Genomic DNA, 19,685 nt, shown 5'->3' with positions numbered 1-19,685 from the left:
CCCGGCCGCGTTGACTGGTCGATCACCAGTCAACTTGCCCTGTTTCACAAGTAGTTCTCAATGATCGGGAAGGTGGTGTGCTGTTCCGATGTCCGCCCCTATAGTGACCGCCGACCGACGCGCGATCTCCTCAACCGCCGCCCCGAGGAGGGCTGTTGTTACTCCACCCCGCCGTCCTGCCCGGTCCCGCGTCCGGGGCGGGCCGGTGATGGCCAGAGAGGGAGCACGCCCCGTCTACGATCCCGCCGGCCACGACCCCGAACTGCGCGCGGCCCTTCAGGAGGTCCGTACCGGGCGCTGGATGTCGATGCGCACCCTGCTGGAGCGGACCACCGCCTGGTGGCAGTGGACCCAGCGCACCCAGGTGCTGGCCGCGGCGGCCGCGGGCACCGACGTGGTGCGCGCCTGGCTCGCCGAGGAGCCCGGCAGCGTGCCGGCCACGGTGATGCGGGCCAGGGTCGCCGTGGAGAGGGCGCTGCGGGCCCGGCGCGAGCGGCACCGCCGTACGCACGAACTGTGGATCGAGGCCTGGGACGTCAGCCGGACCGCCGCCCGGGTGGCCGCGCACGACCCGGTGCCCTGGGTGTGCCTGCTGGCCCTGGCCCAGCTCGACCACCGGCTGCTGTGGGAGGAGCACCGGGCGAAGCCGCCCGGGCCGATGCTGCCGCCGGGGCCGTGGGGGCTGCTGGCCGAGGCCGACAAGCGGGACCCGTACAACCGCGAGGCCCACCACCGGATGCTCCAGTTCCTGTACGCGCGGGCGTCCTCGGGGCGGCTGGCGGAGGCGGTCGGCTACGCCCACTGGGCGGCGGAGTCCGCCCCGCCGGGCTCGGCGCTGCACGTCCTGCCGCTGTACGTACGGGTGGAGCGGTACCGGCGCGGCGGCGGCAGCAGTGCCGCCCTGGACCTGCACTGGGTGGCGGAGGACGCCATCCGGGAGGCGGACCGGGCCCACGAGCGGTGGTTCGGGCTCGCCCCGGCCGAGGAGCGCGGCCCGCTGGACCTCAACCACCTCGCCCACGCCCTGTGGGGTGCGCTGCGGTTCGGGGCGGCGAGCGAGGTGTTCGACGCGATCGGCCCGTACTTCACGCCGCTGCCCTGGTCCTACCGTGCCGACGGCGACCAGGCGCGGGGCGTGCAGGTCTTCCTTCAGGCGCGGGCGCGCAGCCGGTCCGCGGTGCAGGGTCCCTGACAGCCGTAAGTCTCCCGCCACTTCACCGGAGGTCTGCCCGTGTCATCCGAACCGACTCTGTCCCCGCAGGTCCCGCAGCCCGACGAGGAACAGCGGCTGCGCGAACTCGGCTACCGGCCCGTGCTCGCCCGGCGCATGGGCGGTTTCGGCAACTTCGCGATCAGCTTCTCGGTGATCTCGATCCTGTCCGGCTGCATGACCCTGTACGGCTTCGGCATGGGCGCGGGCGGGCCGGCGGTGATGCTGTGGGGCTGGGTGGGCGTCGGCCTGTTCGTGCTGTGCGTGGGACTCGCGCTGGCGGAGGTCACCAGCGCCTATCCGACGTCCGGCGCCCTGTACTACATGGCGGACCGGCTCGGCGGGCGCCGCTGGGGCTGGTACACGGGCTGGCTGAACCTGCTCGGTCTGCTCGGCGCGATCGCCGGCATCGACTACGGCGCCGCCCTGTTCGCGGGCGCGTTCGCCAACCTCCAGTGGGGCTTCGAGCCGACACCGGAGAAGACCATGCTGATCTTCGTGGCGATCCTGTCGCTGCACGCCGCGCTGAACCTGTTCGGGGTGCGGCTGGTGTCCGTGCTCAACTCGGTCAGCGTGTGGTGGCACCTGATCGGGGTCGCGGTCATCGTCGGCGCCCTGTGGATCGTCCCGGACAGCCACCAGTCGCCGTCCTTCGTGTTCACGGAGTTCGTCAACGACACCGGCTGGCACAACCCGCTCTACGTGGCGGCGATCGGCCTGCTCCTCGCCCAGTACACCTTCTCCGGCTACGACGCCTCCGCCCACCTCTCCGAGGAGACCTCCAACGCCTCGGTGTCGGCGGCGAAGGGCATCGTGCGTTCGATCTGGGTGTCATGGATCGCCGGGTTCGTGCTGCTGGCCGGGCTCACCTTCGCGATCCAGGACTACGACGCCACGCGGGCCAGCGCGACCGGGGTGCCCCCGGCCCAGATCCTGCTCGACGGGCTCGGCACGGACGGGGCGAGCGCGCTGCTCGTCGTGGTGATCGTGGCCCAGCTCTTCTGCGGCAACGCCGAGGTCGCCGCGGCCAGCCGGATGGTGTTCGCGTTCAGCCGAGACAAGGCCCTGCCGGGCTCCGCGCTCTGGCGGAAGGTCAGCGCCCGCACCCAGACGCCGGTCGCCGCCGTGTGGCTGTCGGTCGTGGTCGCCGGGGTGCTGGCGCTGCCCTCGCTGTACTCGGCGACCGCGTACGGTGCGGTGACCGCGATCAACGTCATCGGCATCACACCCGCGTACGCCATCCCCGTGCTGCTGCGACTGCGCGCGGGGAGCCGTTTTCAGCCGGGTCCGTGGAGCCTGGGCAGGTGGAGCAAGCCCATTGGATGGACGGCAGTGGTGTGGGTGGCGTGTGTGACGGTGCTGTTCTGTCTGCCGCAGTCCTCGCCGGTGACGGCGGACACGATGAACTACGCCTCCGTGGCGCTGGTCGTGGTCCTGCTCCTCGCCACGGTGTGGTGGTTCGTCGCCCGGCGTTCGTACGGCACGCCCACGACGGCCGCGTACTCCGACCGGGAACAGGCCGAACTCTCGGAGGGGATCGTCTGAAACCCGGCGATCCGGCCTCGGGCCAGGTACGAACTCCTGTAGCGGATACGGCAGGATGAGCGGTCGCGCCGGCCACGGAACCTTCACACGGCCGACGCGATCGCACATCCCGCAAGAACGAACAGGTGGCAACGTGACGGCATTTCAACGGGATCTCACCATGGACGACATGATCGGCGCCGGCGTCGCCGTGGTCGCGGGCCTGGTGGCGGCTTTCCTGCTGCGCATGCTGCTCAAGTGGCTGGGCAAGCACGCGGACCGCACCAAGTGGGGCGGTGACGACGTCATCGTGGCCGCGCTGCGGACCGTGGTGCCCTCGGCGGCGATCGCGGGCGGCCTCGCGATCGCCGGGGCGGCGCTGCCGCTGACCAGGGCGGTCCAGCACACCGTCAACCAGGTGCTGACCGTGCTGCTGATCTTCGTCGTCACGGTGGCCGCGGCCCGGCTGGTCGCGGGGCTCGTGCGCACGGTCACCACCTCGCGCTCCGGGGTCGCCGGTTCGGCCACGATCTTCGTGAACATCACCCGGGTGCTGGTCCTGGCGATCGGCTTCCTGGTCGTGCTGCAGACCCTCGGCATCTCCATAGCGCCCCTGCTCACCGCCCTGGGCGTCGGCGGTCTCGCGGTCGCGCTCGCCCTGCAGGACACCCTCGCCAACCTCTTCGCGGGCATCCACATCCTCGCCTCCAAGACGGTCCAGCCCGGCGACTACATCCGGCTGGCCAGCGGCGAGGAGGGCTACGTCGAGGACATCAACTGGCGTCAGACCACGGTCCGCGCGCTCTCCAACAACCTGATCGTCGTCCCCAACGGCGAGCTCGCCAAGACGAACATGACCAACTTCATGCGTCCCGAGCAGCAGTTGACGATCCTGGTGCAGGTCGGGGTGGCCTACGACAGCGATCTCGACCACGTCGAGCGGGTGACCTGCGAGGTCGTCACCGAGGTCATGACCGGGGTCGAGGGCGCGGTCCCCGAACACGAGCCGCTGGTCCGCTTCCACACCTTCGGCGACTCGCGGATCGGTTTCACGGTCATCCTGGGTGTCGGTGAGTTCAGTGACCAGTTCCGCATCAAGCACGAGTTCATCAAGCAGCTGCACAAGCGCTACCGCGAGGAGGGCATCCGGATCCCGGCGCCGACGCGGACCGTGGCCCTCCAGCAGGGTTCGGTGTCGATCCCGCACCAGCGCGGGGCGGACACCGTGGTCGAGCCGGGCGAGCTGCCCGCCGCCCGGCTCGACTGAGGCCCTACAGGGTCGCCGAGTTGTCGTGCCAGTGGCCGTCCGTCCGGTTCTGCGGCTGCCGCAGCGCGGAGCTGACCGGCGTCACCGTCCAGTCCGGGTGACCGGGCATCCTCGGGGTCCTGGTGCCGTAGAGCCAGGCCTCCAGGAAGCCCGACTGGTCGGTGCCGGAGACCTCCGAGGCGACGGCGATGTAGTCCCGTGTCGACGCCGAGGCGTTGCGGAAGCGCTCCAGGAAGGTGGACTCGATCGCGGCGAAGACGCTCTCGCCGACCTGTTGCCGCAGCGCGTACAGGACGAGGACGCCGCCGAGGTAGCGCTGGCTGTCGAAGAGGTTGGCCTCGTTCGGGGCGGCGACGGGGCCCGAGGTCCTTCGCCACTGGTCGCCGCGCCCGTACGTGTCCTTCATGCGGGCTTCCATGGTGGTCAGGCCGAGGGAGTCGGCCCAGCCGCGCTCGTAGCGGTACAGCAGCCCGTAGAAGTCGGCGTGGCCCTCGTTGAGCCACAGGTCGGACCAGGTGGCCGGGCTCACGCTGTTGCCGAAGTACGAGTGGACCAGCTCATGCATCATGTGCGAGCCGATGCTCTTCTCCGCCTGGAGCAGGAAGTTCGGCTTGTACAGGGTGAGGGTCTGGGTCTCCAGGCCGGTGAAGTCGAAGGCGTTCGCGGCGTCGTTGTTGCACGGCAGCAGGCCGTACGTCTCGAAGGGGAAGGCCCCGAGCCGCTGCTCGATCCAGCCGACCAGGTTCGGGGTCAGGGCCAGGGCGGGCTCCAGGGCGGCGGCCCGGGCGGTCGGGACGACGTCCCTGAGGGGCAGTCCGTGCGGGCCCTGCCGGTCCTTGATCACGTAGTCGCCGACCGTGATCTGCACGACCTCCGTGGCGATCGGCTCCCGGGACCGGTAGCGGTACGCGGTCCGGCCGTCACCGAGGTCCTCCGTGCTCACCAGCCGGCCGCTCGCCACGCCCTTGAGACCGGCCGGGACGGTGATGCGGAAGCTGAAGTCCGCCTTGTCGGAGGGGTGGTCGTTGCAGGGGAAGACGGTGTGCGCCGCGTTGGGCTGGGGGCAGATCGCGAAGCCGTCCGGGGTGGGCACCCAGGCGGTGGGGGTGAGGGCGGCGCGCGGGTCCGCCGTGTACGTCACGGTCACGGTCGCCGTGGTCCGCGCGCCCAGCGGGGCGACAGGGGTGATCCGCAGCTTTCCGCCGACCTGCTCCCGGGCGGCCCGGACGCCGTCGAGCAGCACCTCGTGCACGTCGAGACCCCGCGCGTCCAGGGAGAAGCGGCTCAGCTCCTGGGTGGTGGCGATCGTCAGGGTCGCCGTCGCGTCGACGAGCCGGGTCGTGGCGTCGTAGGCGAGGTCGAGGTCGTAGGCGGAGACGCGGTACCCGTCGTTGCCGAGGGCCGGGAAGACGGGGTCCCCGAGGGTCTCCGGGCCAGGGGCGGCGGTCTCCGGGTCCGCGTGCGCCGGGGCGGCCACGGACAGGGCCGCCACGGTGCCGAGCAGCGCTGCCGGGGCCGTCACTCTGGTGCGATATCTCATGGTCTGCTTTCCCTCGGGCGGCCGGGTGGTCGGGTCCGGCCGTCGGACGACTGTGATCAACGTGCATGACCACAAGATCAGACGCTTCGGTTGCCTCGGGGGAGGTGCGGGATCCGGCCGTCGGGCCAGGACCGCTGTCGAGACCGGGGCGGTCACGAGATATCTTGATGTCGAGCAATGTTGCAGACGTGGAGCGGAGCACCCGGTGACTGACTCGACCATCATCTATACGCACACTGACGAGGCCCCGGCCCTGGCGACGTATTCGTTCCTGCCGGTGGTCCAGGCGTACGCCTCGCAGGCGGGTGTCTCCGTGGAGACGCGGGACATCTCGCTGGCCGGGCGGATCATCGCCGTGTTCCCGGAGTACCTGACCGAGGACCAGCGGATCCCGGACGCCCTGCACGAGCTGGGCGAGCTGGCGAAGACGCCCGAGGCCAACATCATCAAGCTGCCGAACATCTCGGCGTCGATCCCGCAGCTGAAGGCCGCCGTCGCCGAGCTGCAGGCCCAGGGCTACGCGCTGCCGGACTACCCGGACGACCCGAAGACCGACGAGGAGCGGGACATCCAGGCCCGCTACGACAAGGTCAAGGGCTCCGCCGTGAACCCGGTGCTGCGTGAGGGCAACTCCGACCGGCGCGCCCCCGCCTCGGTCAAGAACTACGCCAAGACCCACCCGCACCGCATGGGCGCCTGGTCCTCGGACTCCAAGACCAACGTGGCCACCATGGGCGTGGACGACTTCCGCTCCACCGAGAAGTCCGTGGTGATCTCCGAGGCCGGCTCGCTGCGCATCGAGCTCGTCGGCGACGACGGCTCCACCACCGTGCTGCGCGAGTCCGTACCGGTCCTCGCGGGTGAGGTCGTCGACGCCTCGGTGCTGCACGTGGCCCCGCTGCGCGAGTTCCTCACCGCGCAGATCGCCCGCGCCAAGGCCGAGGACGTGCTGTTCTCCGTGCACCTCAAGGCCACGATGATGAAGGTCTCCGACCCGATCATCTTCGGTCACGTGGTGCGCGCGTTCTTCCCGAAGACCTTCGCGCAGTACGGCCAGACGCTCGCCGCGGCCGGCCTGAGCCCCAACGACGGTCTGGGCGGCATCTACAAGGGCCTGGAGTCCCTGCCCGAGGGCGCCGAGATCAAGGCGTCCTTCGACGCCGAGCTCGCCGAGGGCCCGGCGCTCGCGATGGTCGACTCCGACAAGGGCATCACCAACCTGCACGTGCCGTCCGACGTGATCGTGGACGCCTCGATGCCGGCCATGATCCGCACCTCCGGTCACATGTGGGGCCCGGACGGCCAGGAGGCCGACACCCTCGCGGTGCTCCCGGACTCCTCGTACGCCGGTGTCTACCAGGCCGTGATCGAGGACTGCCGGGCCAACGGCGCCTACGACCCCTCCACCATGGGCTCGGTGCCGAACGTCGGCCTCATGGCGCAGAAGGCCGAGGAGTACGGCTCCCACGACAAGACCTTCGAGATCCCGACCACCGGCACGGTCCGCCTGGTCGACCAGAACGGCAACGCCGTCATCGAGCAGACCGTCTCCGCCGGTGACATCTTCCGCGCCTGCCAGACCAAGGACGACCCGATCCGGGACTGGGTGAAGCTGGCCGTCACGCGCGCCCGTGCCACCGGTGACCCGGCCGTGTTCTGGCTGGACGAGACCCGTGCGCACGACGCGCAGCTGATCGCCAAGGTCAAGGCGTACCTGCCGGAGCACGACACCGAGGGCCTGGACATCCGCATCCTCGCCCCCGTGGAGGCCACCAAGCTGTCGGTGGAGCGCATCCGCCGCGGTGAGAACACCATCTCGGTGACCGGCAACGTGCTCCGTGACTACCTCACCGACCTCTTCCCCATCCTGGAGCTGGGCACCAGCGCCAAGATGCTGTCGGTCGTCCCGCTGATGGCGGGCGGCGGCCTGTTCGAGACGGGTGCCGGCGGCTCCGCCCCGAAGCACGTCCAGCAGCTGGTCAAGGAGAACTACCTGCGCTGGGACTCCCTCGGTGAGTTCTTCGCGCTGGTCCCCTCCCTGGAGCAGTACGCGACGGCCACGAACAACTCCAAGGCCAAGGTCCTCGCCGACACCCTCGACCGCGCCACGGCGACCTTCCTCAACGAGGACAAGTCCCCGACCCGTCGCGTCGGCGGCATCGACAACCGCGGCAGCCACTTCTACCTGTCCCTGTACTGGGCCCAGGAGCTGGCCGCGCAGACCGACGACGCGGACCTGGCGAAGGCCTTCGCCCCGCTCGCGGAGACGCTCGCCGCGAACGAGGAGACGATCGTCTCCGAGCTGAACGCCGTCCAGGGCGAGCCGGCCGACATCGGCGGCTACTACCAGCCCGACCCGGCCAAGGCCGCGAAGGTCATGCGCCCGTCGACGACGTGGAACGAGGCGCTGGCGTCCCTGAACTGACGCCCACCCGCTGCACATCCCCGCCCCGGCCGGCTGCTGCCCGACCGGGGCGGTCGTGCATCCGGCGTCAGGCGGGCAAAAGGACTTCCGCCACGCAAGTGCGTGAGCCAAATGTCTCAAGCCAACTCATTGGCAGTACAAGCGGATTGTCGGTGGGGCACACTTGCCTGGAGCACTACACCACGAGGTCGGTTGCGAGGGGTGAGGCAATGGCCACGGCCGGGGGTCCCACGGTCCGTCGACGTCAACTCGGCGCGGAGCTGCGGCGACTGCGCGAACACGCGGGCAAGCGGATCGAGGACGTCGCCGCCCACCTGGAATGCTCCATGTCGAAGATCAGCCGGGTGGAGACGGGACAGGCCCCGATCAAGGCCCGGGACGTGCGGGACCTGCTGGAGTGGTACGGCGTCGCCGATCCGGTCCGCATCGAGACCGTCATGCAGATCCACAAGGACGCGCAGCAGCAGGGCTGGTGGGCACACTACGGCGACGTGCTGCCCTCGGGCATGGCCACCTACGCGGGCCTTGAGGCAGACGCGCGCGCCCTGCGGTCGTACGAGTCGATGGTGGTCCACGGCCTGTTGCAGACCGAGGACTACGCCCGGGCCGTGATAGCCCCGCTGCCGTACAACCAGCCCGACGAAACGGACCAGTTGGTGCGTTTCCGCAAGGAGCGCCAGGCACTGCTCACCCGGGACCCCGACCCGCTGGAACTGTGGGTGGTGCTGGAGGAGAGCGCGCTGCGGCGTCCGGTCGGCGGCAGGGAGGTCATGACGGCACAACTGCGGTACCTCGCGGAGGCCGCCGCCCTGCCGAACGTCACCCTCCAGATCATGCCGACCGCCAAGGGCGCCCACGCGGCCCTGTCCGGCGCCTTCTCCCTGCTGGAGTTCGAGCCCCAGACGCCCACGGTCGTCTACGTGAACTCCATGGCCGGCAATGTCTATCTGGAGAAGGAGCGGGACGTACGCACCTTCATCCAGACCTTCGACCTGCTGCGGGCGGCGGCCCCGGATCCGCTGGAGGCTCCCGCCCTGCTGGAACGGATCACAAGGGAGATGCAGGACTCATGAACGCCATATGGCACAAGAGCAGCTACAGCACCGGCAACGGGGCATGCGTCGAGATCGCCCTCGTCGAAGGTGTGGTCGCGGTCCGGGACTCCAAGGACCCGGGGCGGCCTGGTCTCGCCTTCTCGCCGCGCGAGTGGCGAGCGTTCCTCGCGACAGCCGGCGACGGCCGTCCGCGACGCCGCTGAACCGACCGGCCAGGGGGGCTGCCCGTGTACGACGTCTTCACCACCCAGCCCGTCGCGTCCGGTTCCGTCTCCGGGGTGGACACCTTCATCGCCGCGGCCGGGGTCGTCGCCACGGTCGTCCTCGGATACGGCGGGATCTGGGCCGTCTTTCGCGCGGCGCACCCCCGGCGCCGGCTCACCTACACGGTCAGCCACGCCCCACTGGTCGACGGCCCCGGCAGCGGCAACCTCGACTTCAGCCACAACGGCATCCTCCTGACCGACCCGCAGGTGGTCACGGTGACACTCGCGAACACCGGTCGCCGGGACATAGGCAGCCGCGACTTCGACCGCGACGAACCGTTCCGCATACGCCTGGACGTGCCGTACGCCAGACTCCTCAACACCACCTCGAAGCCCGACGACGCCGAGGCCCCACCAGCCTGGTTGTACGGTGCCGAGCTGAACATCGGTCCCGGGCGCCTCGGTTGCGGCACGACAGTCGTCTACCGCGTGCTCGTCGACAGGGTCCCCACTCCCCACTGCCGTCACTCCCTGCTGGACGTGCGGGTCCAGTGCGCACCGGCGGCCTCCCCGAACGGGACCCCCGCCTCGGCGCCGCTGGTACGACCGTGAACTCACCGGTCCCGCGTGGCGATCAGCCGCAGGTGCGCGCGACGAACCCGCGGGAACCCGTGGGCAGTCGCCGTCCCGTCTTCGGTGTTCATGCTGAGATGATGCGGCACGTCACTGACCACGCCCCCGGGAGCACCCGTATGCCCTCGTTCGACCTGTTGCCCGGTGCCGAGCGGTCGTCGGTGATCCTCCATGTGCCGCACTCGGCGCGGGAGATCCCCGCCGACGTGCGGGACGGGATCGTGCTGGACGACCCGGCGCTGGAGCGGGAGCTCGACCACATCGTCGACGCGCACACGGCGGAACTCGCCGAGGAGGCGGCTCGGCTGTCCCGGGTGGCCCCGTGGCGGTTCGTGAACCGGCTGTCGCGGCTGGTCGTGGATCCCGAGCGGTTCCCGGACGAGCGGGAGGAGATGCTCGCTGTTGGGATGGGGGCCGTGTACACGAGGACCACGGGGCGGGAGGAGCTGCGGCCCGCGGGCACCGATCCCGAGCCGCTCCTCGCGCGCTACTTCCGGCCGTACGCCCGGGCCATGACCGAGGCCGTGGCGCGTCGGCTGGACGTCACGGGGCGGGCGGTCGTCATCGACGTGCACTCCTATCCGAGCGCTCCGCTCCCCTACGAGCTGCACGGCGAGGGGCCGCGGCCACCCGTCTGTCTCGGTACCGATTCCTTCCACACCCCTCCCGAGCTGCTCGCCGCGGCCCGGGAGGCGTTCGGGGAGGCCGGCCTGGACAGTCCCTTCAGCGGAACCTACGTACCGTTGGAGTTCTACGGCCGCGATCTCCGGGTGAGCGCCCTGATGGTGGAGATCCGGCGGGACACGTACATGACGGAGCCGGGCGGGCCCGCCGGGCCAGGGCTCCACGAGCTCGCGAAGGCACTCGCCGCCCTCGTGGACGCGCTCGCCTGATCCGCCCGGATCATCCCTCAGACCGTCAGCCAGTCGGTGACGATCACCTGCTCGCCGGTCCGCAGCCGTAGCGCGAAGGGACCGGCCGGGGACGCCTCGCAGGTGAAGCGTCCCATGTCGTCGGTGGTGAGCGGCGAGCCCGCCTGCGGACCGCTGAGCACCTCGATCCGGGCCGACTGGGGCGGCAGCACCTGCCCCATGAGGCCCTGCGGGGTGAGTTCGACGTCGACCGTCACCTCTCCCGCGTGGAAGGTCAGCATCCGCGGCGCCCCCGTCGCTCCCCTCACCGGGATGGCGTCCACCACCGAGTCGAAGGCGAGTTCGGCGATCCGGCTGTCCAGGTCGTGCAGCGCGAACGCCTCGACGGCGATCTGCCGCAGGTCCGGCGGTACCGGATCGAGGATGGCCGTCGCCTGCCGGAGCTCCTCCTCCAGCAGTTCCAGGGCGAACTCCTCGTCGGGCAGCGCGTCCGCACCGGAGTCGAGGACGTCGTCGCCGAAGTCGTCGTTCCTGTCGCTCATACCGCCCCCCGGGCTTCGAGCCGCGCCCGCAGCCGCCTGAGGCAGCGCTGGCGCAGAGGTCCGATGCTGCCCACCGCGATCCCCAGGGCGGCGGACACCTCCTGGTAGCCGGGCTTCGGCGAGGCCATCAGGATGCGCAGCAACTGCCTGCACCGCTCGCCGAGTTCCTCGAACTCCTGCCACAGGTACCGCACGCGTTCGCTCTGGGCGGCCGCCTCCTCGGAGTCGATGAACGACTGCTCGGGCGTACGGTCCTCGCTGATCCGGTCCAGGAGCTGCGGGTCGTCCGTGACGGTCAGCCGCCTTAAGCTCTTGAGCACCTTCAGGCACTCGTGGCGCGCGGTGCTGGCCAGCCACGACTTCGCCTTGTCGGGTTCGCGGATCCGCCCCAGGTGCTGGGCGAAGCGGAACCACACGGTCTGGTACACCTCGTGCGCGTCGGCGTCGGAGAGCCGGTGCGCGCGCACCACGGCCCACACCAGTGGGCTCAGCCCTTCCACCAACGCCTTCCAGGCCGCCGCGTCACCGTCGACGGCGGACTGGACCAGCGCACCGACATCTGCTCGGTCCACGGTCCCACCCCTCGTGTACGGCAAGTCATCGTACGCCGTGGAAGGGGCCGTTCCGGCCGTCATGCGCCGACCGGACGCTGCACGACCGGCACCGGGCGCCAGCCGGCCGGCCTGAGCGCCGGCACGTGCGCCCCGCGCACTTCGGCGAACTGAGTGTTGGCGGCCAGCAGTTGCTGCCGGGCCGCGCGCGGGTCGGTCTCCTTGTTCGCGGTCATGTGGGCGGCGACCAGCCCTGCCACGACCGGGGTTGCGAAGGAGGTGCCGCTCCAGTGCGCGTACCCCTCGAACATGACCTGGTCCGGCTTGGTGACACTGCCGTCCTCGCTCAACACGCCGACGTGGGAGGGGGACTGGCAGGTGCACACGTAGGTGAAGCCGTACCGGCAGGCGTCGTAGGTGGAGTGCTGGTACTGGTACGGCACCGGTGCGTCGAAGCCGGTCAGTGCGCTGGTGAGGCGCTCACCGGGGGCGTAGACCTTGACCCAGGAGCCGTGGTTGCTGAAGCAGGCGCCGAACTCGCCGTCGCCGCGCAGCGCGCCGACCGACAGGACGACGTCCCGGTAGTCGGGCAGGTCGGCGTAGGCAGCGGGCCAGAAGGGGCTGGCACTGGCGTTGTTGCCGGCGGCGGCGACCAGCAGGGTGTCGTGGGCGCGCAGTTCCTCCATGAACGCGGCCATCCCGAGCAGACCGTCGGTGCGGCCGTTGGAGGTGCCCGCGGAGAGGCTGATGATGTCGGGCCAGCCGCCGTCGACAGCCTCGAAGAGCTTCTCGCCGAGCTCGGACTCCAGGATGGCGCCCGCGTCGTTGAGGGTGTTGCGGACGGTGATGTCGGTGTTGGGCGCGACGGCCGCGAGGACACCGGCGATGAACGTGCCGTGGCCGACGTACTGGAGGAGGTTCCCGGCCCCGTCGGTCTCGGTGCCGTGCAGGTCGCCCGCGACGTGGGCGAGCAGCGGGACGAGCGGGTGGTCGTGGGTGAGGCCGTTGTCGACGACGAGGACGCCCACGGCCGTGTCGGGGTCGTGAACCGCTTCCGCGGGGGCCGGGTTGGTGCCCTGGCTGAGCGAGGCGGGCACGGGTTCGTCGCCGGGGCAGGAGTTGACCGCGATGGAGACCACGTGGTTGCGGCTGACCAGACGGTGCCCGGCGCGTCCCTCGCGTTCGCTCATGGCGCGCAGGGCGTGGGTGACCGCGCGGTCGCCGCGCCGGTCCCCGTGGCCGGGGTCGCCGACCTTGATGCGGGTGATGCCCGAGCGGTTGGTCTCGGGACTGTCCCGCCGGACGTAGTCGCCGGTCAGCCCGGTCGCCGCGGTGAAGTGGGTGCGCACGGTCTCCTCGACGAGCGCCGCGTCACGGCCGTCGCGAGCGAGGACGACCCCCTTCTCGTAGATGAACTCCGAGGCGTCGTCGGGTCCGAGCGCCAGCGGGACGTCGGGCATGGAGCGCTGGATCTGGTCGAACTGCTCGTGGAATCGCTGAGGTGCCATGGCGTGTCCTCCCACTGGGGCGGCGGTCGTCAGTCAGAGCCGCGGGACCGTTGATTGATACAGCGCCAAACCGGTGTGGCCTGCCACCTGGGCCACTACCATCCATGGAGTGACAGCGGGAAGCGACTCGGTTCTCGAACTTCTGCCGATGGTGTTCGCCGCCCCCAACCAGGCGCTGGCGAGGGCGCAGGACGTACTCGGCTCGGACCCCTCACCGCTGCACGCCTCCGTCGCCCACCAGGTCATCGGCATCTGGCAGCGGGACTGGGGCGACATGCGGATCGCCCTGGACCATCTGCGCCGGGCCCGTGACCTCGCGGCCCGTTCGGAGTCGGCCGACCGGGAGGCGGACGTACTGGCGGCGCTCGGGGTCGCCCTCGTGCACGCGGGGCGCACCCGGCAGGGCCTGGAGTCGTTGGAGCGGGGCGTCGCGGTCAGCAGCGGGCACACCAGGGCGCAGGTCCTGTTCCGGCGCGCGTACGCGTCGTGGGTCCTTGGGCAGCACCGGGCGGCGCTGGAGGACGTACGGCGCGCGGTTCCGGTGCTGCGGCAGGCGGGCGACGTGATCTGGACGGCGCGCGCGCTGACCCTGCGGGCCACCGTGCATCTGGCGCTCGGGGCGGTGGAGCGGGCGGACGCCGACTTCACGGCGGCGGAGGCGCTGTGGGACACCACGGGCCAGGAGCACGACAAGGCCGACGCGGTGGAGAGCAGGGGTCTTGCCGCCTACCGGTCGGGGGACGTTCCCGCCGCGCTGCGGCTGCTCGACGAGGCACAGGAGCGGTACGCCAAGCTCGGCACGCCGACGTTCATGCTCACCATCCGGCGGTGCGAGGTCCTGATGGCCGCGGGGCTCGCCCCGGAGGCGCTCGCGGAGGCGGACGCGGCGATCAAGGTGCTCGACGGGATCGGCGGTCAGTCCACCCTCAAGGCGGAGCTGCTGCTGGCCGCCGCGCGCGCGGCCCGGCACGCGGGGGACGCGCACACCGCGATCGCCCGCGCCGACATGGCGGTACGGCTGTTCGCCGGGCAGCGGCGCACCTGGTGGGAGACGCATGCCCGGCTGGTGCTGATCGAGGCACGGGTCGCCGCAGGGCGCGGTTCGGGACGGCTGGTCGCGGACGCGGCGGCGGTCGCGGACCGGCTGGCCTCCTTCGGCGCGCCGGCCGCCCCGGAGGCCTCGCTGCTGGCCGGCCGGATCGCGCTGGGCCTCGGGTGGCGGGAGGACGCCCGGCGGCATCTGGAGGTGGCCGCCCGCAGCCGGCACAGCGGGCCACCGCTGGCCCGGATGACGGGATGGGCGGCGCGGGCGCTGTGGGCGCGGGCCGTGGGGTCCGACCGGCAGGTACTGGAAGCCTGCCGCCGGGGCCTGGACGTGCTCGACGACCACCGTACGACCCTGGGCGCCTCGGAACTGCGGGCCCGCGCCACCGCGCAGGGCGCGGAGCTCGCCGGGCTCGCGGCGCGGGCCTCGCTCGCGTCGGGCGGGCCGCGACGCCTGCTGGTGTGGAGCGAGCGCTGGCGGGCGACCGTGCTGTCCGCGCCGCCGACCCGCCCACCGGCCGACCCGGCGCTGCTCAGCGGCCTGACCGCCTTCCGGGAGATCGCGGCCCGCGCGGAGGGAGCCCGGATGGAGGGCCGGCCGGTGCCGACGCTGGAACGTGAACAGCGCCGCCTGGAACGGGAGATCCGCTCCCGGACGCTGCACATCCGGGGCGACGCTCCCGGTGACGGCTACCGGTTCGACCCGCGCAGGCTGCTGGACCGGCTCGGGGACGAGGTACGGCTGGTGGAGCTCGCCGTGCTCGACGGGCGGGTCCAGGTGCTGCTGTGTGCGCAGGGGCGGGTGCGGCGGTTCGAGGGCGGGCTGCTGGCCGACGCCGAGCGCGAGGCGGAGCATGTCCAGGCGGGGCTGCGGCGGCTGGCCCACCCGGGGGCGGAAGCCCGGCTTCCGGTGGTGGAGGCGGCCGGGCGGCGGCTGGAGGAGCTGCTGCTCGGACCGGCCGCGGCACGGCTCGGCCCCGGACCGGTCGTGGTGGTGCCGCCGGGGCGGCTGCACCAGGTGCCCTGGGCTCTGCTGCCCTCCCTGCGGGAGCGGGTGTTCAGCGTGTCGCCGTCGGCGAGCAGTTGGCTGCGGGCGAGGGAGACACCGCCGCCGGCGCACGGCGGTCAGGTGCTCGTGCGCGGGCCGGGACTGGCGACGGGCGGCGCCGAGGTGCCCGAGCTGGCCGGACTCTACGGCTCGGCGACCGTCCTGGAGCACGACGACGCGCGCGTGCCGCGGGTGCTGGAGGAGCTGGACGGGGCTGCCCTGGCCCATATCGCGGCGCACGGCGCGTTCCGTGCGGACAGCCCGCTGTTCTCGTCGCTGCGGATGGCCGACGGGCCGCTCATCGTCCACGACTTCGAGCGCCTGGACCGCAGCCCGTACCGGATCATCCTGTCCTGCTGCGACACCGCCCGCTTCGCCTCGGTCGGCGCGGACGAACTGCTCGGCCTGGTCACCGCGCTGCTGCCGCTGGGCACGGCCGGGGTGGTGGCGTGCAGCGCGCCGGTCAACGACGAGGCGGTGGTGCCGCTGATGCTCAGTCTGCACAAGGGGCTGAGTGCGGGGGCGTCCCTGGCGGAGGCGCTGCGTGACGCCCGGGCGTCGCTGCCGGGGGACTCGGTGCACCGGGCGACGGGCTGGGCGTTCTCGGCGTTCGGAGCGGCGTGAGGGTCGCGCGCGCCGGGGGATGCGGCAGGTGCGGGAGGTGTGAGGTGCGGGAGGTGTGGGGCGGCCTGACCCCTCCCCCGAATACTGGGGGTCAGACCGCCCCGGTCCGGTGTACGGCTCAGGCCGGCTGTGCCTCCGGCAGCTCCACCAGGCACGGCAGGGCGTCGCGGTCGCTCGCGCCGAGGCGGGCGTACGCGCTGTAGAGGTGGTTTCCGACCGTCCGGATCGACAGGGTGAGTTTCTCCGCGATCTGGCGGTTGCTCAGTCCGGCGGCCGCGAGGGTGACGATCTGCCGCTGGCGGGCGGTGAGTTCGCCGAGGACCAGCCCGGACAGGGCCGGGGTGCGGGCGCCCTGGCAGCGCCGGGCCAGGGCGACGGCTCGGGTCCGTGCGGTGCGGGCGGCGCTCGGGTCGCGGTGCGCGCCCGCGGCCTGGGCGTAGGCCTCGGCCGCGAAGAGCAGGAAACCGCGCTCCTCCAGGGACTGGGCGGCCCGGTCGAGGCCGGGGCCGTCGCTGCGGGCGAGTGCCTCGGCGTGGGCGGCGAAGACCCCGGACAGCCGGCCGACGGCCCGGTCGGGCGCGCCGAGCCGGACGGCCTCGTACGGGTCCTCCTCGGCCGCCCCGAGAGCCGCTTCGAGATCACCGCGGACGGCGGCCCGCCAGGTGGCTGCGCCGGCTGAGGGGACGGTGGGGGCGGTGACTCGGGGGGCGTCGGAGTCGGCGGCGGGCGGGGCGGGTCGACCGGCCGGCCCGGCAGAGGGGGCCGCGGGGTCCGAGGGGCGGTGGTCACCGGCGTTCCCCCGGAGGACGGCGGAGCCGCGCTCTCCGGGGCCGCCCGGCGAGACGGCCGCCCGGCCGCCGTCGGCCCCCGCCCGGGCCCCCACCGGCTCCGAGTCACCCGCGCGTCCCCCCGCAGGCTCGGGATCACCGGCCCGCGTCACCACCGACCCTGGCCCCTCCGCCTGTGTGTCCCCCGGCACGGGGGTGCCCGACTGGGCCCCCACAGGCTCGGGATCACCGGCCCGCGTCACCACCGACCCTGGCCCCTCCGCCTGTGCGTCGCGCGGCACGGAAGCGCTCCACTGGACCCCCGCCGGCTCGGGATCACCGGCCCGCGTCACCACCGACCCCGGCCCCTCCGCCTGCGTGGCCCCCGGCACCGGGGTGCCCGACTGGGCTGTCGCCAGGGTGAGTTCGCAACGGCAGGGTCGGTCGTCGGGGGTGCTGCGCAGGCCCTCTCTCGCCCAGGCCGCGGCCTCCCGCAGCTGCCCGCGCAGGCGGGCGAAACGGGCTCGTACGGCGGCGTGCGGGGCCGGGATGCCGGTGCCCTCGTCCACGAGCCACTCCCCCACCGGCGCGGGGACGGCCCGTACGTCCGACTCGGCGATCGCCCGGGTGAGCCCGGCCGTCTCGGTCTCCAGGGCGGCCGTGCGGTCGGACGGGGTGCGGGCCAGGCGGCGGGCCCGGAGGCGTCCGGCCGCCGCCCGGAGCGCCGGGCCGTGGAGAGGGTGCGCCAGGCGGACGGTGCCGTGCTCGTCGACGTGGACCAGGCCGTCGGCCTCCAGGGCTTCGAGTGCGGCGAGGTCGAGCGTGTCGGCGTCCGCGGGGAGCGGCTCGCCGAACGCCAGGCGGTCCAGGGTCTCGCGCTCACCGGGACCCGTGCGGTCCAGGAGGTGCGCGACGCGTTCGCGTACGGTCGCGGTGAGGGGCACCGGGCCGCGCCACTCCCACTCGGCCGAGTCCGGCACCCGGCGCAGCAGGCCGCGTTCGCGCACCGCGTCCACCAGCTCGCGCAGCAGGCGCAGATCGCCCTGGCACAGGCGGTACAGCCGGTTGACGGTGAGGGCTTCCGGTCCGCCGGCGCCGGCCGCGAGCAGTCGCGCGGTCTCCTCGCGGGGCAAGGGTTCCAGGGCGAGCCGCGGCAGGAGCTCCGCGGTCCACAGCCGGGAGATCGCGCCCGGCGTCCGCGCGCCCTCGGTGGCGACGACCAGCAGCCGGGTGCGGCCGTGCACCGCGAGCTGGTGGACCAGGGCCGCCGAGGCGTCGTCCAGCAGATGGGCGTCGTCGACGAGCAGGAGCCGTACGGAGGACAGGAGGTGGACGGCTCGGTGCAGGGACACCGTCTCCGGCAGGAGGTGCGCGAAGGCGGCGAACGGCAGTCCGTGGGTGTCAGGCGTGCCCGCCACCCTTGCGCAGTCCGTCCCCCGTACGGCCTCGGTGACGAGCCGGGTCTTGCCCCGGCCCGCGGGCCCGGTCACCACGATGCCCTGCCGGCCGCCGGCGACCGCCCCGCGGACCAGCTCCAGTTCGTCCTCGCGCCCGGTGAAGGGCCAGGGCAGTTCCAGGGTCTTCGCGTCCCGTTCGAAAGTCGTCACGGAAGCTAGAGCACCGCTACTCAGTCCTGATACAGGGGGACTTGAGTAGCCCCCGACTCAGGCGTCCCGGGGCGGCCGACGGCAGGCTGAACGCCATGACCGCACGCTACTGCTCCCTCGCGCAGCAGTCGGCTCCGGCGTTCGCGCCGGGGTTGGCCGCCGAGCGGCTGAGTGCGCTCATCGGCGGCAGCCGGATGTGGGTCAACAACACGGTCCTGCACTACTGCTTCTTCGACGGCGACACCGACGGGTCGGTCATTCCTGTTCCGGGGACCGGGCAGTCGCGTCGGGTGTCGTGGGGCGGCCCCAAGGAGCAGCGGGACGTGGTACGCGAGTGCTTCAAGGAGTGGCAGGACCTCGGGATCGGGGTCCGGTTCGCCGAGGTCGGCGACCGTTCGGAGGCCGAGCTGCGCATCGGGTTCCAGATCGGCGACGGCTCCTGGTCGGCCGTGGGCAAGGACGCGCTCCGGATCGGCCTGAACGACCGCACGATGAACTTCGGCTGGGACCTGACCGCGCCCGGGGAGCGCGGGACGGCCCTGCACGAGATCGGGCACGCGCTCGGCATGCTGCACGAGCACCAGAGTCCGTTCGCCGGGATCCACTGGGACGCCGAGGCCGTCTACGCCGATCTGGCGGGCCCGCCGAACTTCTGGAGCCGGGACCGGACGTTCTTCAACATCCTGCGCAAGCTCGACCCGGACGAGGTCAACGGCTCCGTCTGGGACCCGCAGTCGATCATGGAGTATCCCTTCGAGGCGGGGCTGATCCTGGAGCCGGAGCAGTACCGCGGGGGTCTCCACCCGCCCGGCACCCTGTCGGCCGCCGACAAGGAGTACGTCCTGCGCTGGTACCCGCCTGCCGAGCAGGTCCGGCCGCCGGCGCTGGTGCCCTTCCGGTCCGTGCCGCTCGGGCTCGGCCCGGGTGAGCAGGCGGACTTCACGGTGGAACCGCCGGAGACCCGCGAGTACACCGTGGGCACCTTCGGCGACGGGGACACCGTCGTCGTGGTCTTCGAGGAACGGGACGGAGAAGCCCGCTACCTCGCCGGCCGCGACGACGGAGGCACCCCGCACAACGCAACGCTCAGGGCCCGTCTCGTGAAGGGCCGCCGCTACTTCGTCCGTGTGCGCCTGTACTCCGCGTGGGGTTCGGGGGAAACCGCGGTCATGTGCTGGTGACAGCACAGTCGGGCCGCACACGGGCGGGGCTGGACCACTGTCCGGCGCCGGGGGAATGGCCGGAAGTACGTAACCTTCGGG

At 72.2% G+C, this 19,685-nt stretch carries 15 protein-coding genes; 10 read left to right on the top strand and 5 right to left on the bottom strand.

Going from position 1 to position 19,685, the window contains the following annotated elements:
• Positions 1-208: 208 nt before the first annotated feature.
• The 3 genes from M2163_RS40175 (at position 209) to M2163_RS40165 (ending at position 4,001) form a co-directional block, all read left to right on the top strand.
• Positions 209-1,192, top strand: coding sequence for a hypothetical protein (locus M2163_RS40175; protein WP_280896475.1), 984 nt, complete (start codon positions 209-211; stop codon positions 1,190-1,192).
• Between the two features lie 39 nt (positions 1,193-1,231).
• Positions 1,232-2,755: an amino acid permease gene (locus M2163_RS40170; RefSeq protein ID WP_280896474.1), complete on the top strand. Its 1,524-nt coding sequence runs from the start codon at positions 1,232-1,234 to the stop codon at positions 2,753-2,755.
• A gap of 160 nt (positions 2,756-2,915) precedes the next feature.
• The gene (locus M2163_RS40165) at positions 2,916-4,001 is read left to right on the top strand and encodes a mechanosensitive ion channel family protein (protein WP_280854022.1); all 1,086 of its coding nucleotides are present in this window, start codon (positions 2,916-2,918) and stop codon (positions 3,999-4,001) included.
• A 4-nt stretch (positions 4,002-4,005) separates the two neighbouring features.
• Here M2163_RS40165 and M2163_RS40160 read toward each other — a convergent pair whose 3' ends face one another.
• Positions 4,006-5,541, bottom strand: a complete 1,536-nt coding sequence (locus M2163_RS40160) for a M1 family metallopeptidase (RefSeq protein WP_280896473.1) — start codon at positions 5,539-5,541, stop codon at positions 4,006-4,008.
• A 205-nt stretch (positions 5,542-5,746) separates the two neighbouring features.
• On the opposite strand from M2163_RS40160, the gene M2163_RS40155 reads away from it, so the two are divergent.
• The 5 genes from M2163_RS40155 (at position 5,747) to M2163_RS40135 (ending at position 10,753) form a co-directional block, all read left to right on the top strand.
• Positions 5,747-7,966 (top strand): NADP-dependent isocitrate dehydrogenase, encoded by a 2,220-nt coding sequence (locus M2163_RS40155; RefSeq protein WP_280896472.1) that lies wholly within the window; start codon positions 5,747-5,749, stop codon positions 7,964-7,966.
• A 209-nt stretch (positions 7,967-8,175) separates the two neighbouring features.
• The gene (locus tag M2163_RS40150; protein WP_280847988.1) at positions 8,176-9,039 is read left to right on the top strand and encodes a helix-turn-helix transcriptional regulator; all 864 of its coding nucleotides are present in this window, start codon (positions 8,176-8,178) and stop codon (positions 9,037-9,039) included.
• Complete coding sequence (locus tag M2163_RS40145) at positions 9,036-9,224, top strand: DUF397 domain-containing protein (RefSeq protein WP_280847989.1); 189 nt, start codon at positions 9,036-9,038, stop codon at positions 9,222-9,224. The genes M2163_RS40150 and M2163_RS40145 overlap by 4 nt, the downstream gene beginning before the upstream one ends.
• A 24-nt stretch (positions 9,225-9,248) precedes the next feature.
• Entirely contained in the window at positions 9,249-9,839 is a 591-nt protein-coding gene (locus tag M2163_RS40140; RefSeq protein ID WP_280847990.1) for a hypothetical protein, read from the top strand.
• A 140-nt stretch (positions 9,840-9,979) separates the two neighbouring features.
• The gene (locus M2163_RS40135; RefSeq protein WP_280896471.1) at positions 9,980-10,753 is read left to right on the top strand and encodes an N-formylglutamate amidohydrolase; all 774 of its coding nucleotides are present in this window, start codon (positions 9,980-9,982) and stop codon (positions 10,751-10,753) included.
• Between the two features lie 17 nt (positions 10,754-10,770).
• Here the strand turns inward: M2163_RS40135 and M2163_RS40130 are convergent, their stop codons facing one another.
• From M2163_RS40130 to M2163_RS40120, 3 genes are read right to left on the bottom strand one after another with little or no spacing between them, the layout of a single operon-like run.
• A complete protein-coding gene (locus tag M2163_RS40130) occupies positions 10,771-11,274 on the bottom strand; it encodes a hypothetical protein (protein WP_280847992.1) in 504 nt (167 codons plus the stop codon).
• Positions 11,271-11,846: a sigma-70 family RNA polymerase sigma factor gene (locus M2163_RS40125; protein ID WP_123993854.1), complete on the bottom strand. Its 576-nt coding sequence runs from the start codon at positions 11,844-11,846 to the stop codon at positions 11,271-11,273. Before M2163_RS40125 ends, M2163_RS40130 begins: the two co-directional genes overlap by 4 nt.
• A gap of 59 nt (positions 11,847-11,905) precedes the next feature.
• Positions 11,906-13,333 carry a S8/S53 family peptidase gene (locus tag M2163_RS40120; RefSeq protein WP_280896470.1) on the bottom strand — a complete coding sequence of 476 codons (1,428 nt, stop codon included), beginning with the start codon at positions 13,331-13,333 and terminating at the stop codon, positions 11,906-11,908.
• A gap of 148 nt (positions 13,334-13,481) precedes the next feature.
• On the opposite strand from M2163_RS40120, the gene M2163_RS40115 reads away from it, so the two are divergent.
• Positions 13,482-16,049: a CHAT domain-containing tetratricopeptide repeat protein gene (locus tag M2163_RS40115; protein WP_280897391.1), complete on the top strand. Its 2,568-nt coding sequence runs from the start codon at positions 13,482-13,484 to the stop codon at positions 16,047-16,049.
• A gap of 118 nt (positions 16,050-16,167) precedes the next feature.
• Here the strand turns inward: M2163_RS40115 and M2163_RS40110 are convergent, their stop codons facing one another.
• Positions 16,168-18,423, bottom strand: coding sequence for a LuxR C-terminal-related transcriptional regulator (locus tag M2163_RS40110; protein ID WP_280896469.1), 2,256 nt, complete (start codon positions 18,421-18,423; stop codon positions 16,168-16,170).
• Positions 18,424-18,518: 95 nt separating this feature from the next.
• Between M2163_RS40110 and M2163_RS40105 the strand changes: the two genes are divergently transcribed.
• Positions 18,519-19,604: a M12 family metallopeptidase gene (locus tag M2163_RS40105; RefSeq protein ID WP_280847995.1), complete on the top strand. Its 1,086-nt coding sequence runs from the start codon at positions 18,519-18,521 to the stop codon at positions 19,602-19,604.
• Positions 19,605-19,685: the final 81 nt, after the last annotated feature.

This window comes from Streptomyces sp. SAI-135, from assembly GCF_029893805.1.
Lineage (GTDB): Bacteria > Actinomycetota > Actinomycetes > Streptomycetales > Streptomycetaceae > Streptomyces.
The sequence above is the reverse complement of the archived record's forward strand: the minus strand, read 5'-3'. Positions and strand labels throughout refer to the sequence as shown.

What these genes read in the sequence shown, in the direction of transcription:
- M2163_RS40175 (WP_280896475.1), top strand. Translation starts at nt 209, where the DNA reads ATGGCCAGAGAGGGAGCACGCCCCGTCTACGATCCCGCCGGCCACGAC.
- M2163_RS40165 (WP_280854022.1), top strand. Translation starts at nt 2,916, where the DNA reads ATGGACGACATGATCGGCGCCGGCGTCGCCGTGGTCGCGGGCCTGGTG.
- M2163_RS40160 (WP_280896473.1), bottom strand. Translation starts at nt 5,541, where the DNA reads ATGAGATATCGCACCAGAGTGACGGCCCCGGCAGCGCTGCTCGGCACC.
- M2163_RS40150 (WP_280847988.1), top strand. Translation starts at nt 8,176, where the DNA reads ATGGCCACGGCCGGGGGTCCCACGGTCCGTCGACGTCAACTCGGCGCG.
- M2163_RS40145 (WP_280847989.1), top strand. Translation starts at nt 9,036, where the DNA reads ATGAACGCCATATGGCACAAGAGCAGCTACAGCACCGGCAACGGGGCA.
- M2163_RS40135 (WP_280896471.1), top strand. Translation starts at nt 9,980, where the DNA reads ATGCCCTCGTTCGACCTGTTGCCCGGTGCCGAGCGGTCGTCGGTGATC.
- M2163_RS40130 (WP_280847992.1), bottom strand. Translation starts at nt 11,274, where the DNA reads ATGAGCGACAGGAACGACGACTTCGGCGACGACGTCCTCGACTCCGGT.
- M2163_RS40120 (WP_280896470.1), bottom strand. Translation starts at nt 13,333, where the DNA reads ATGGCACCTCAGCGATTCCACGAGCAGTTCGACCAGATCCAGCGCTCC.
- M2163_RS40115 (WP_280897391.1), top strand. Translation starts at nt 13,482, where the DNA reads ATGGTGTTCGCCGCCCCCAACCAGGCGCTGGCGAGGGCGCAGGACGTA.
- M2163_RS40105 (WP_280847995.1), top strand. Translation starts at nt 18,519, where the DNA reads ATGACCGCACGCTACTGCTCCCTCGCGCAGCAGTCGGCTCCGGCGTTC.